Raw genomic sequence first — 13,585 nt, 5'->3', positions numbered from 1 at the left:
AGGTCAGTCGGCTGCTTGCTCCTGCAGGAAGGGGTTATCACCCAGCCCGTGTTCTTGCGCAAATCTGAGTATAGCCCCCGAAGCATGCAGGTCGGCCACGATCTCCGACAGCTCCGAATTCAACGCGGCCCCGTCCTCACCCAGTTCTACGGCCATGGCCCAGTAATCCGGATTGACCGGTTCCAGCCCAACGACGTAGTCGGCCAGAGCTGCATCTTCTGCGATCTGCATCCGCAAGATCTGATCAGCATAGATGAAGCCCCCGCACTGGCCCTGCTTTAGCGCCGCGATCGCTTCAGGCACGCCTGCGTAGGCCTGAACATCGGCACTGTACTCTTCAGCTACCCAGCGGTTGTAGAAAGAGCCCCTAACCCCGCAAAGTGATGCGTTGTCGACGCTGTCCCAATCTGTGAATGCACTATCGGTAAATAGAATATTGGTGGCGTCGGCAAAATAGTGCGGCTCGACCATGGTCACCACTTGGCGTCGTTTTTCAGTGTCACTCATGGTCGCCAGAACGACATCGATGTTGCCTTGTTCGAGGAATTGGATGCGATTTGCGCTAGAGACCGTTGTGAATGTGGGCTCGACGCCTAACTTTTCGGCGACGGCTTCGGCCAAGTCGATCTCGAACCCGACAGGATTGCCACTGGTATCAACATAGGCCCAAGGCTTTGAATCTGCCTTGACCCCAAAATTGATCGTACCGGCCGCTTTAATGTCGGATAACTGATCTGCTGATAGTGGGCCGAAGAGAAGTGTGAGCATCGCGGCTGCACTGGCGCTGGAGGCAAAAGATTTTGTCATTCCCGAAATCCCCTGTTTTGGCGTTCATCTTCGCTTAGGATGTCGCTTTGCCGCACACAGGACAAACGAAAACGGATATTCAAAGGTATTCCATAGTGGAATACCTTTTGGTGGCTTTCACCCATCGATCTCGAACAGCATTTCCGGGACGACCCGATCAAAAATCCACTCTCGAAACAGGCGATTGGCGCGCCTATTTCGGGTGCGCTCGTCTTCGATCAGATAATAGCCAACACCATCGTCGAAAGTGTAGGGTGACGCGACGACCAAGCGACCAGCACGGATCTTTTGACCGACCAAAGATGCCCGACCAAGTGCAATTCCCTGCCCGGCCTCGGCGGCTTCAAGCATCATGACAGTTTCCGAAAACACCGGTCCACGCGCAAAAGTCTGCGCATCAACACCGTGATGATGCGCCCAGTTTCGCCAGTATGGGCGATCCGAAAATCGCAAAAGCAGGCCTTGATACCGAAGAAAATCCCCGGGATATCCAAGCGAAAGTTTGGATTTCAATGATGGTGAACACACCGGAACAAGCGGATCGATGCAAAGGCGCTTGGCTGCAACGCCGGGCCAGCCGCCCTTCCCCACGCGGATTCCCACATCTGCTTCCCCACGACGCAAGTCACCAAAATGGCGATAGCCATCGACCCTCACATCGATCCAAGGATGTTCCTGACAGAATTCACCGATATAGTGCGATAGGACGCAGGTCGCGAATGACCGCGCACAAGCAACGACGAGTACGGCAGGGCCAGCGCCCATCTCAATCCGCCCCAGCGCGATGTCGATTGTTTTCAAACCGAACTCACAATCCTGAAAGATCAGCGCGCCCGCTTCCGTCAAGATTACACCCCGAGCGGTTCGTTTGAACAATTTCACTTTCAGGGCGTTCTCAAGTTGCAATATCTGCTTACTGACTGCGCTTTGTGTCAGGCCAGTTATTTCAGCGGCACGTTTGATATTCCCAGCGTTCGCGACAGTAACAAACGCTCGGATTAGATGCAGGCTTGCATTCGGGGGCATGGTGGGTTCTCAGGCAAAGGTGGATCTACTGCTGCAGAATAGCTCGAAAGCGGCAAAGCCGCTACATCGAGCGGCTGAACGAAACCTCACAAGGCTGGGTGCTGCGTGTTCGTCGTTTGGCTTCAGGCATGGTCTGGGAGGAGGTGCTTCTGATCATCAACGCCCCCACCAGAAAAGCACCGCTGTGGATGGCGCCTGAAAACCGTTACGACCCTTCCAGTGATGGTGTGCTCAGGATGCTCGACGCCCGCCGGGAACACACCCGGCCTCCGAATAACAGAATCTGCACGGGTCAGCTAAGATGACGCTGCTCGCCGCAAAGCAGCAAAACCAAAAGTTAGATCCTGCCCTACCCTTACAGGCCCGTTTCGCGCTCGAATACCTCGGTCAGGATTTGCAGACACTCGATCGTCTCGGCCATATAATCTTCGCAATACCCGGACGCGTTCTCCAGCACGCTGAGATATGCACAGGACAAACCCGTCTTCGTGTCCACCATAAGAAACTGACCGCCATATCCCGCGTGACCGATCCATCTGCCATTGGTCATCATCTGGTTCGCGTAGCGAACGAAATCGCGTGGCGGCGACAAAGTTTTAGCCGCTTCGACGCGGGTCTGACGGGCGAGGTCATGGTTCCACGGCCCGGCATCTTCGCCCCGGGCGACACGCGCCAGCAGAAGGCCGAAGCGCGCGAGATCAATCGCGCTCAGACAGCCGCCCCCGGAAAAGGCCGGCAGTCCGTCTGGACTCAAGCTGATGTGGAATGCCCCGGTCAAGCCCGACGCCTCGACAATATCCATCATTAGGTCGGGCAACTGCCCCGGTATTATTCGGTCACAGATCAATGTGAGAAGATCCGTATTGGCAGAGCAATAATTGATCTCGCCCGAACGGTTCGCAAGATCGCGGCCTTTGATCGACGAAACGAAATCCCGCAACGTGATCTCAACCGTGCCTTCAGATGGCAGGCGCCAGCCAAGCGCAACCTCCTCTGCAAAGCTGTCGGCATACGGGTCGGAATAGTCCTCGACGAAATCGTTGATAACATTCATGTCGAGCACATCCTGAATGCTGGCTCCCCGGTAACCGCTGCCAATCTCCGGGACGTGCCGTTCGACGGCTTTATCAGGGTCCAACCGGCCTTCGCCAATCAGCCGGCCAGCGATCAGATGCATGAAAAGTTTGGTCACCGACTGGATCGAATGCGGCTGATCCGCCGGGAAATCCGGTGCGTGGCGCGACAGAACGACATCGGTGCCGCGCACACACACAAGCGCCGAGAATTCAGGCCGTCCGATCAGGGTCGCGACCTCGGGCCGGTCCGCGAGGCCGGAACATTCCGCAGACTCCAGAACAAGGTGTTGGTCGGCGCGCAGCATCAGTGCGCGACGCAACAACAGGTGAGCGTTGTGAAAACCATGCCTGCGATGTGCCGGCTGGTTCCAGCCTTGCTTGTTGTCCGCACCCACGGAAAGATCGGGATTGGGAATACGGGTCATGGGTCATCCATTTGCATCAGAACATCGATGGCCAACACACCCTTTTCATAGACGAATAGCGGGTTGATTTCGATTTCCGCAATACTGTCCGCATGTTTCATTGCATAATCGGCCAGCCCGGCAAGTGCGGCAACGAGCGCCGACTGATCGGCGGCGGGCCTACCACGAAAACCGCGCAAGAGCGCCGAGACACGCAGACGGTCAAGCGCATCGGCGATGTCGGCGGGCTTGGCTGGCAGAAGCAGCGAAACCGTATCCCCGACAAGTTCCACAAGGATGCCACCACTGCCCAATGTCATGGCCATGCCGAATTGTGGGTCGCGGCGGATGCCCACGACAAGTTCCGCAAGCGGCGTTGGCGCCATCGTTTCGACCAGGAAACTGTCGGTCACGGCCTGTTCCGAATAACAAGCCACGCGGTCGCGCATTTCTGTGACAGCCCTGCGAAGCGCGTCGGGGTCTTCGAGCGCAAGCGCCACCGCGCCGGCCTCGGTCTTGTGTGCCAGTTCTTCACCCATCATCTTGAGCGCCACCGGGTAGCCAAGCTCATCGGCGATCTCGCAAAGCTGATCTTCTGAGACTTGGCGGCCCGGCGGGACGGGAATTCCAGCATCCGCAAGCCGGTCCTTGCCCCGCGCTTCGCTAAGCATGCGCGGCCGCCCCCCAAGGGATGCCGCGACCAAGCGGGCCGGCGGGTTAGCGAGGATACGTTTGCGCGCCACAGACCATCTGGCGGCATCGCGGATCGCATTCAACGTCTCGTGAACTCCCTGCATAGGCGCGATCCCGTGAGAGATGAAAGTGTCGCGCACATGCGCCCCGATATTCTCCGGAATGGTCGCACAGATCGCGGCAGGCAGGCGTGCCGCCCTCGCCGCTTCGGCAAAGGCCAGCCCGTCATTGAGGTAGAGGTGTTCTGTCTCATCCAGCCCCGGCGCGGGATAATCCTGCACCAGAAGCGTCGCCTGCGCCGGCACACGTGCCAGCGCCTCGGAAAACACCGGACCGGTGCGGTCGGGCTGACCCCAGATCGGCGTGGTGTAATCCAGCGGGTTCGACACGGTAGCGATCGGCGGCAACAGCGCCGTCAGCGCCGCATGCGCCCCCGCGTCCGGCGCCGGGTAACTCAGCCCTATCGCCTCGCCATGATCTGCCAGCATCGTCGCCCCGCCACCGGAACAGGTAAAGCCCAGCACGTCCGGCCCTTCCGGCGCACCCGCGACGCAGAGGAATTTCAGCGTCTCCAGCAGTTGCGACGGGTTGGTGACGCTGATCACGCCCACCCTCTCGAAGAGAGCCTCATAAAGCTCTGCCGACCCCGCCAGCGATCCGGTATGGCTCAGCGTCAACGTCTCGCCAATCGCCGAACGCCCGGTCTTGAGCGCCACCACCGGCGTGCCGGCCCCCAATGCTTTCAATGCCGCCCGCTCGAAGGCTGCAATATCCGACAATCCCTCGACATGCAGACCGATGGCCCGCACTTCCGGCCTTTCGCACAACAAATCGACAAGCTCGGTCAACCCAAGATCCGCCTGATTTCCCGCCGAGGCCATGTAAGCCATTGGCAATGACCGTTGGCTCATCGTAATGTCGGAAGAGAACATCCCCGACTGGGTGATGATCGCCGCGCCATACCCGGGGCAAGCCCCGCCATGGGCAAAGGGCCAGAGTGCGGACCGACCGACGTAATTGATAATACCGTAGCAATTCGGACCGATCAGGACCATGTCACCAATCGCGGCCTTCATTTCCGCTTCGAGTGCGCGTCCCGCCGCGTGCGCCTCACCGAACCCGGCGGTGTAGCAAACAATCCCGCCGGCCCCCATCCGCGCCAGTTCCGCAACTGTTTCCGGCACGGCCGACGCTGGAATGGCAAGGAAAACCGCGTCCGGCGCTTCGGGCAGATCCGCAATCGCGGGCACACAGCCAAGCCCGGCAAGCGTCTCTCGTTTCGGATTGACGACCCACATCTGCCCGGCGAACCCGGCACGGCGCGCCTCACCGATTGCAACCGCCGCGTCGGCACCACCGATGAAGGCGATGTGGCGCGGGTTAAGAAGCCGCTCGAAGTTCTTCCGCTTTTCCGGGGTCACGTCTCACGCACCCAACGGTCGCAGGATCGCGCGGGTAATGATGTGCCGCTGGATTTCGCTCGTGCCGTCCCATATCCGTTCAAGACGCGAATCCCGCCACAGGCGCTGGATCGGCAACTCCTCCATTAATCCCATACCACCGTGAATTTGCACCGCGTCATCGGCGACCCGGTTCAACATCTCGGAGCAAAACACCTTGACCATTGCGGCGTCTGCGTCCTCCATCGCGCCACGCTCGGCACGCGAAACCGCATCCGCAACGAGCAAGTCCGCCGCTCGCAGGCCCATAGCCCCATCCGCAAGGCGGAAGCCAGTGGCCTGAAACCGCCCGATGGGCTGACCGAACTGTCTGCGCCCCGCAGCCCATTCGGTTGCCATATCAAGGATACGCTCGGCCTTGCCACAGCAGCATGCGCCGACCCAGATACGGCCCATGCCAAGCCACTTTCCAGCCAGTTCGAGGCCGCGCCCCTCTTCGCCCAAGATCTGCTCGGGACCAAGTCGGACGTCGTCAAAGCTAAGCTGATAGGTGTTGTAACCCCGATAACTCACACACTTGTTGCCCACTCGACAGTCAAACCCCGGCGTGCCCACATCGACAAGGAAGGCGGTGATACGCTTGCGGGGGCCGCGCGGCCGCTCATCTTCTCCGGTGGCGGCAAAAACGATGGCGAAGTCGGGCATGCAGGGCCCCGAAATGAAATGCTTGGAACCGTTGAGAATCCAGTCATCTCCATCGCGGCGCGCGTTGGACTTCATGCCCATCACATCCGACCCTGCTTCGGGTTCGCTAAGAGCGAAGAGCTCACGTTTCTCCCCTGTCACGCAAGGCGTCAGATAGCGGTCATGCTGATCTCCTTCGCAGGCCAGAAGAATTTCGGTGGGCCGTGCTGCCCAAGCGTGGAGCGCATGGCTTGTTTTGCCATACTCTCGCTCAATCAGATGCATCGCGGCATAGTCCAGCCCGCCGCCGCCCACCTCTTCGGGCAGGTTGCAGGCAAAGAGGCCCAGCTCCTTTGACCTCTTCTCGATCTCGCGGCCCAGTTCCTCGGGCACTTCGCCCGTCCGGTCCACCATTTCTTCGTGCGGATAAATTTCCTGCTCCATGAAGTTCCGCACGGTGTTCAGCAGAAGTTCGTTCTCGTGATTGACTACAAAATTCATGAGTTCATTCCTCTGAAGGGCTTGTCTGCGCCCGGCGGCGCGCGACAAGCGCATAGATGACAAAGGCCAGCAGCGTGATGGCGATCAAGACTACGGCAGCCGCGGCAACGGTCGGATCAGTGTTTTCGCGGATGCCGTTCCACATGCGGCGCGGCAACGTGTAGACATTGAATTTCGAGATGAAGAGCGTGACGACGATCTCATCCCAACTCAGGATAAAGGCAAAGAGTGCGCCCGCGATCACACCCGGTTTGATCGAGGGCAGGATGACGCGGCGCATGGTTGTCCAGTTGGACGCTCCAAGGTTGCGGCTGGCCTGTTCAAGCTTGGGATCGAAATTGGCAAGGCTCGCACTGACCGTGATGAGCACCATCGGCGTTGCAAGAATCGTATGCGCAAGGATGAGGCCAAGATAGCTGTCAATGAGCCCGATCGGCACAAGCAGCCGGTAGAACACCATGGCGGAAATGATCTGCGGAATAATCAGCGGCAGTAACAGGAAAGCGCGGACCATTTCGCTGAAGCGTGAGGTCACGCGCCAAAGGCCGATCGCACAGAGCGTGCCAAGCGTCGATGCAAGAAGTGCCGTGCTCGTGGCGATAATTCCACTCTGCGCAAAGCTCGAAAGCCAGTCCGGGCTGGTAAAGAGGTTCTGGAAGTGGCGCAGCGAATATGTGCCCTCGGGCATCGACAGAAACCGTTTGGGCGTCAATGACACCGGGATCGAGATAAGCGCCGGCAGCACCAGAAACAGGAGTGCGATCCACGCACCGACCCGCGTCAAATGGGCGAAAAGACCGGGTTTCATCGTGTCGCCCCCCCGCCGAACACGGCCGAGAATCGCATGAAGCGGGACATGACCCAAAGGAGCGCCAGCACCCCGAGGAGCATCAGCGTGCCAAGCATCGCCGCTGTTCCCCATCTGAGTGTGACGAGAAGCTGCACCGAGATATATTCGGCCACCATCAAGACCTTGCCGCCCCCCAGGATCGCGGGTGTCACGTAGAACCCGAGGCTTAGAATGAAGACGAGGAGCGACGACGCCACGAGGCCCGGCAGGGTGAGCGGCAGGTAGATGCGCCAGAAGGTCTGAGGTCCGCTTGCCCCCAGATTGCGAGAGGCGGCCATCACACGTGGGTCAAGCGTCTGCATGTTCACCATGAGTGGCAGCACGGCATAGGGCACCATGTAGTGGATCATGCCGATCAGCACGCCCAGTTCATTGCGCATGAAACGGATTGGCCGGTCGATGAGACCAATCGTTTCGAACGCGTTGTTCACGAGGCCGTTGTGACCCAACAGCATGAGCCACGCGAATGTCCGGACAAGCACCGATATCCAGAAGCTGATCAGCAGCAGCGTCAGCATGATGTTTTGGTTTCGGTTGTGTGCGTGCACCATCGCATAGGCAAGGCAATAGCCGATCGCCACACTGAAGATCGTGGTGATGAGGCAGGTCCGCAAAGTGGTCCAGAGGATGCGCGCCAATGAATCCGAGGTGAAAAGCGCCTCGTAATTGCCAAGGCCCGGTTCGGGATCGGTGACGCTAAGCCACAGGATGTTGACCAACGGACCAAGATAAAAGGCCACCACCACCAAAAGGAAGGGCGCGACCAAGAACCAGCCGGGGTGAATATATTGTCTGAGTGCTTGCATTCTTGGGTGTCCGGGCGCGTGGATGCTGCCCGGGGCGAAATCTTGCCTCGGGCGGTGTCGGTAAGGGTCCGGCCATCCGGGACGGTCGGCCGGACCTGTCTGCTTAGCTGATGGCCTCGAGGAACGCGTTCACGGCGTCACCGCCATTTTCGCCCCACCAGACCGGATCGTTATAGACGATCTTGTCGATGTTCTGCTCTGAGGTGATGGCATAGGCCTGTTGCTCCTCAGGGATTTCCGGGAAGGCCTCGGGGTTCGATGGCGTCATGCCAAGGCAGTCGAGGATATCGAGCTGAACCGGCACTTCCTGTGCGGTTGCGATGAATTTCATCACCGCCTCGCGCCCCGCCGGATTGCCCTTGGGCACGATGTAGGCGCCGGGCATTGCGAGCGCCTGATTGTTGACCAGCTTATAGCGGCCCCCGGTGTCGCTCTCGATGTTCTTGCCACGGTTCTGCCAGATGATGGCCATCGACGCTTCGCCGCTGATGCACATCGAGTGGACCTCGGATCCCGAACCCCAATAGATGCTGTCATCCTTGATCGACTTCACCTTGTTCAGCGCCCGCTCCATGTCGAGCGGATAGAGTTCGTCACCCGGCACCCCGTCGGCCATCAGCGCGCCTTCCAGCGACCCGTTGGCCCACTTGTAGAGCGACCGAATGCCCGGGAAATTCTCGGTGTCGAAGAAATCCGCCCAGTCCTTCGGCGGGTTATCCCCGTACATCTCGGTGTCATAGACGAAGGCATAGCCGTAGAGGATGATCGAGATACCGTGCTCAAGCGCATAGTTCGGCAGCGTCCGGTCCTTGCTCACGATGTCATAGTCGATGGGTTCCAAATGCCCCGTCGGGCCAAGCGACACGGCGTTGAACAGGTCGGCATCGCAGACATCCGCCGTCACGTTGCCGCTGTCCACCATTTCGCGAATCTTGCCTTCGAGCGGGCCGGAGGTGTCAAAACGCATGCCCATGCCGGTCTTTTCCTTGAACGGCTCACCGATTGCCGAACCGTGGCATTCCTCGGAAATCCCGCCCCAGTTCCACATGACGATGTGGTCGGCAGCAGCCTGAGCGTCGCCTGCGATCACCGAGGATGTTGCGACCCCGGCCATTCCGCAAAGCGCGAGAAAGGTGCGGCGGTCCATTTTCCCGGACTTATAGGCGTGTGCGCTTTCGAGAAGCGTCTCTTTCATGAATTGCTTGTCTTGCATGTCAGTATCTCCTTGTTGGTGATGGGCCGTGGCGGCCCTTATCTGCCGGCGCGTTCGCCCGTGCGCCGTTTTCGGGTCTTCAGTCCTCGTCCAGCTTGACGGCGGCCTGGTCCGACCATCCCAGATCGACCTGCTGGCCTTCGTTCAGTTCGTGGGGATTGCGCCAACTGTCCACATCGACCTCGATGTCGTCACGACCCTCGACATTGATCATGTATTTGCGCATCGATCCGAGATACGTGATGCTGCGGATGGTCCCAGTCAGGCGGGCGGCCCCGTTGATATGCCCCTTCGGCGCAAGGTCGATCTTTTCGGGACGGAGTGTATAGGTCGCCCCGCCTTCGATCAGGAAGTTGCTTTTGCCGAGGAACCCCGCCGCAAAGCGGGTGCGCGGGCGCTCATAGAGTTCTGTGGGGGTGCCCAATTGTTCGACCCGGCCGTTCTGCATGATCACGATGCGGTCCGACATCGAAAGCGCCTCCTCCTGATCATGAGTGACATAGATGAAGGTGGTGCCGACGCGGCGGTGAATTTCTTTCAACTGAGCCTGGACTTCGATGCGCAGCTTCTTGTCAAGCGCACCCAAAGGTTCGTCGAGCAGCAGGACCGGCGGTGCAAAACTCAGCGCCCGCGCAAGGGCCACGCGCTGTTGCTGACCGCCTGAAAGCTGACCAGGCTTGCGATGACCGAAATCTTGAAGCTGAACGAGGTCCAGCATCTCGTCCACACGGGCCTTGATCTCGGCTTTCGGGCGTCCGCGCACATCAAGCGCATACCCGACATTCTGCCGAACAGTCATATGCGGAAAGAGCGCATAACCCTGGAACACCATGCCGAAATTGCGCTTGTCCGCGGGAACCTCCCGGATCGATGTGCCATCCAGCAGAATATCGCCAGCCGAGATATCCAGAAACCCCGCGATCATCATCAGCAGCGTCGTCTTGCCCGACCCCGAGGGGCCGAGAAGTGTCAGAAACTCGCCACGTCGGATTTCCAGATCGACATTATCGACCGCGACGAAATTGCCGAAGTTCTTGGTCAGCCCGCTCAGGCTCAGGCCACCTTTGGCAACCTCAGTCATCCATCGGCTCCTCTCAGCTTCAGTTTGTTGCGGGCTTCCTGCGGGGTGACAGCGCGGCCGCCCATCCGCTCGATGATCTCGACCGCGCGCGTGACAAGCTGGCCATTCGTGGCCAGCACGCCGCGATCCAGATAGATGTTATCCTCCAAACCCACACGCACGTTACCGCCCATCGCCACAGCGGCGGCCAGCATCGGCATCTGCATTCGGGAAATCCCGAAACTGGCCCAGCTCGCCCCGGATGGCAATTGCGCCTTCATCGCGGCCATGGTCTCGACCGTCTGGTCGGCGCCCCACGGAATACCAAGGCATAGCTGGAACATCGGCGGATCGGCGATCAGCCCTTCCTCCACCATCTGCTTGGCGAACCGGATATGACCAAGATCGAACACCTCCAGTTCCGGCTTCACGCCCCACTCCTTCACCAGTCCGGCCATGCGCCGGAGGGTGGGCGGTGTCGAGATATAGATATCGTCGGTATCCGAGAAATTCAGCGTTCCGCAATCGAGCGAGCAGATTTCCGGCAGGCACGCCTTCACATGCGCCAACCGGTCCTCGGGGCCGATCATGTCGGTGCCGGGGCCGGGCATGGCGGGGTCGTCGGTGGACGGGCTCCAGTCGCCACCCATGCCAGCGGTAAGGTTGATCACCACGTCCGTGTCGCTCTCACGCACCAGCGCGACCGCCTCCTCGAAAAGCCCCACATCGCGCGAGCCCTTACCCGTCTCCGGGTCGCGAACGTGGATGTGCGCGATGGCGGCTCCGGCCTTGGCCGCCTCAATAGCGGCATCGGCCACCTGCCGCGGTGTGACCGGCACGTGAGGGCTTCTGCCCGTGGTATCTCCGGCGCCAGTGACGGCGCAGGTAACAACGACCTCGAAATTCATATGCTCTCCTTTTTCTCCAAGATTGCGGTCAGAAGGGACAAATAATGTCGATTATTCGCCGCAATTGAAATATGAATGGCGAAATTGCTCACTCTTTCGATAACGGATGTCACCATGCCAGCCGACACTGCCCCACAGAAAAACGAGCCCGGTCCAAGCCGAATCGCATGCGTAATGCTGCCGCGTTTCAACATGATGGGACTGGTCAGTCTGCTGGAACCCATGCGCATAGCTAACTACCTCTCGCCAGCGCCGCTCTACCGGCACGAGCTTCACTCAGTCCGCGCCGGAAAGGTAACGGCCAGCAACGGGATGACCATCACCTGCACCGACCTGCCCGAAAAGCTCACACGCGACGATCTCGTGGTCGTCGCCGGCAGTTGGGGAACTGAGCATTACGCCGATCCGGCACTTCTGTCGTGGCTCCGGCGGCAGGCGCGGATGGGCATCCGCCTTTGCGCGGTGGAAATCGCCAGTTATGTCTTCGCCCGCGCAGGTCTCTTGGCCGGGCGGCAGGCAACCACTCACTGGTCCTACCTCGCCGGATTTCAGGAGAAATTTCCCGAAGTGTTCGCCACCGAACAGCTTTTCACAATCGACGGCAAGATCATGACCTGCGCCGGCTCCACATCGGCCACCGACCTCATGCTGCATCTCATTCGCGCCGATCACGGAGAGGGGCTCGTGGGCGAGATTTCCGACAACATAATGCACCACCCGATGCGCCCCTCCGACGCACCCCAGCGCAAGACGCTCGGGCGCGGCGCCGAAAGCCTGCCGTCCGGCGTCGCCGCCGCCATCGACCTGATCGAGGCCAATATCTCTGAACCCTTGCCCGTGCCCGAGATCGCCCGGCAGGTCGGCATCTCCCAGCGTCAGCTCGAACGCCAGTTCAATCAGGCAATGGGCTGCTCGGTAGTTCAGTTTGGCCTACTGCTCCGGCTCCAACACGCCCGCGTGCTGCTCATATCCACCGATCTCGGCGTTCGCGAGATTTCAGCAGCCTCCGGTTTCAATTCGCTGTCCCATTTCGCCTATACATTCCGTAAGTGTTTCGGGCGCCGTCCCAGCGAATACCGTCAGGCATGGCCAGAACAGGAAGACGCACCGACATGGCCGGGAACGCTGTCGAAGTATCTCGATACCTTCCAAGTGAACCAGCGGATGCGCGGGCGAAAATGATACCGCTCAAACGCCAACGTCGAGTTCGGCCCTACCCGGTGTCCCTGACTGCCTTCAGAACCGCGACGATCTTCCGGTCTCTTTCCGCCGCCATATCCGTGAAATTTCTCCCTCCGGCCATCGCGTTGCAGCCCTCGACCATCCGGTTTCGCAACTCTCGTGTCAGCTCTGGAGCCTCTAACCGTGTCCATGGCCATTTCAGCGCCGGACCGAACTGATCGAGGTTTGTCGCCATGCCACCTTCGCCACAGGCGACGTGAAACGCCATGCATTGCCCCTGCACAGCCATGCGTGGGGCGGGGCCATTTTTCAATGCGATATCAATATCTTCCGGCGTCGCTTCGCCATTTGACACCATGTGCAGCGCCTCACGCCAAAGCGCCTCCTGCAACCGCGTGGCCACGAAACCCGGCACCTCTTTCTTCATCACCAAAGGCGCCTTTCCAGCCGCCTCATAGAACGCCGCCGCCCAGTCCACTGCCCGCTTATCCGTCTGTTTTCCACCAACGATTTCAACCAGCGGCAACAGGTAAGGCGGGTTGAAGGGGTGTCCGATCACGCAGCGCTCCGGCGTCGCGCAGTCAGAGGCGATCTCGGTCATCGTCAGCCCCGAGGTCGATGATCCGATCACCACGTCTTCCGGAACGATTTCCCCCAAACGCCGATACAGCGCCTGTTTCACATCCAACCGCTCGGGCCCATTTTCCTGAATGAAATCAACACCCTTCACGGCCTCGTCCAAATCGCTTGTAACCCGGAGCCGGTCCATCGACGCCCCCGGCGCAAGTCCCAGCTCGGTTAGGCTCACCCACCCGGTTTCGACCACTGCCATCAGCGCATCACGCTCCGACGGGTCGTGGATATAGGCGGTCACGTCATAGCCGCGCGCCAGGAAATGCGCCGTCCAACCGCCGCCAATCGGTCCTGCGCCAAGGCTCGCCACGCGCTTCACATCAGAGGGCTCCCGATACATCC

The 13,585-nt window shown here is 59.8% G+C and carries 12 protein-coding genes; 1 reads left to right on the top strand and 11 read right to left on the bottom strand.

All coding sequences use genetic code 11. The annotated features are described in order from the left end of the window. Positions 1-3: 3 nt before the first annotated feature. The 10 genes from V8359_RS16045 to V8359_RS16000 all read right to left on the bottom strand — a co-directional run bounded on the left by V8359_RS16045 (position 4) and on the right by V8359_RS16000 (position 11,428). The gene (locus V8359_RS16045) at positions 4-807 is read right to left on the bottom strand and encodes a transporter substrate-binding domain-containing protein (RefSeq protein ID WP_336430079.1); all 804 of its coding nucleotides are present in this window, start codon (positions 805-807) and stop codon (positions 4-6) included. Between the two features lie 117 nt (positions 808-924). Then, on the bottom strand, positions 925-1,833 hold the full coding sequence (locus tag V8359_RS16040; protein WP_336430078.1) for a LysR substrate-binding domain-containing protein: 909 nt from the start codon (positions 1,831-1,833) through the stop codon (positions 925-927). A gap of 355 nt (positions 1,834-2,188) precedes the next feature. Beyond that, positions 2,189-3,334: a serine hydrolase gene (locus tag V8359_RS16035; RefSeq protein ID WP_336430077.1), complete on the bottom strand. Its 1,146-nt coding sequence runs from the start codon at positions 3,332-3,334 to the stop codon at positions 2,189-2,191. Further along, positions 3,331-5,427: an acetate--CoA ligase family protein gene (locus V8359_RS16030; RefSeq protein ID WP_336430076.1), complete on the bottom strand. Its 2,097-nt coding sequence runs from the start codon at positions 5,425-5,427 to the stop codon at positions 3,331-3,333. The genes V8359_RS16035 and V8359_RS16030 overlap by 4 nt, the downstream gene beginning before the upstream one ends. Before the next feature lie 3 nt (positions 5,428-5,430). Continuing rightward, positions 5,431-6,591: an acyl-CoA dehydrogenase family protein gene (locus tag V8359_RS16025; RefSeq protein WP_336430075.1), complete on the bottom strand. Its 1,161-nt coding sequence runs from the start codon at positions 6,589-6,591 to the stop codon at positions 5,431-5,433. A 4-nt stretch (positions 6,592-6,595) separates the two neighbouring features. Next, on the bottom strand, positions 6,596-7,399 hold the full coding sequence (locus V8359_RS16020) for an ABC transporter permease (RefSeq protein ID WP_336430074.1): 804 nt from the start codon (positions 7,397-7,399) through the stop codon (positions 6,596-6,598). Beyond that, positions 7,396-8,247, bottom strand: a complete 852-nt coding sequence (locus V8359_RS16015; RefSeq protein WP_336430072.1) for an ABC transporter permease — start codon at positions 8,245-8,247, stop codon at positions 7,396-7,398. Before V8359_RS16015 ends, V8359_RS16020 begins: the two co-directional genes overlap by 4 nt. A gap of 103 nt (positions 8,248-8,350) precedes the next feature. Continuing rightward, positions 8,351-9,460, bottom strand: a complete 1,110-nt coding sequence (locus V8359_RS16010; protein WP_336430071.1) for an extracellular solute-binding protein — start codon at positions 9,458-9,460, stop codon at positions 8,351-8,353. A gap of 79 nt (positions 9,461-9,539) precedes the next feature. Continuing rightward, complete coding sequence (locus V8359_RS16005) at positions 9,540-10,541, bottom strand: ABC transporter ATP-binding protein (protein ID WP_336430070.1); 1,002 nt, start codon at positions 10,539-10,541, stop codon at positions 9,540-9,542. After that, on the bottom strand, positions 10,538-11,428 hold the full coding sequence (locus V8359_RS16000) for a 3-keto-5-aminohexanoate cleavage protein (RefSeq protein ID WP_336430069.1): 891 nt from the start codon (positions 11,426-11,428) through the stop codon (positions 10,538-10,540). The genes V8359_RS16005 and V8359_RS16000 overlap by 4 nt, the downstream gene beginning before the upstream one ends. 114 nt (positions 11,429-11,542) lie before the next feature. Between V8359_RS16000 and V8359_RS15995 the strand changes: the two genes are divergently transcribed. Continuing rightward, complete coding sequence (locus tag V8359_RS15995; RefSeq protein WP_336430068.1) at positions 11,543-12,610, top strand: GlxA family transcriptional regulator; 1,068 nt, start codon at positions 11,543-11,545, stop codon at positions 12,608-12,610. A gap of 31 nt (positions 12,611-12,641) precedes the next feature. Here the strand turns inward: V8359_RS15995 and V8359_RS15990 are convergent, their stop codons facing one another. Beyond that, positions 12,642-13,583 (bottom strand): 3-hydroxyacyl-CoA dehydrogenase NAD-binding domain-containing protein, encoded by a 942-nt coding sequence (locus V8359_RS15990; protein ID WP_336430067.1) that lies wholly within the window; start codon positions 13,581-13,583, stop codon positions 12,642-12,644. Positions 13,584-13,585: the final 2 nt, after the last annotated feature.

The organism is Roseovarius sp. E0-M6 (assembly GCF_037083845.1).
In the GTDB taxonomy this organism is placed as follows: domain Bacteria; phylum Pseudomonadota; class Alphaproteobacteria; order Rhodobacterales; family Rhodobacteraceae; genus Roseovarius.
This window is presented reverse-complemented; position numbering and strand designations above follow the sequence as displayed.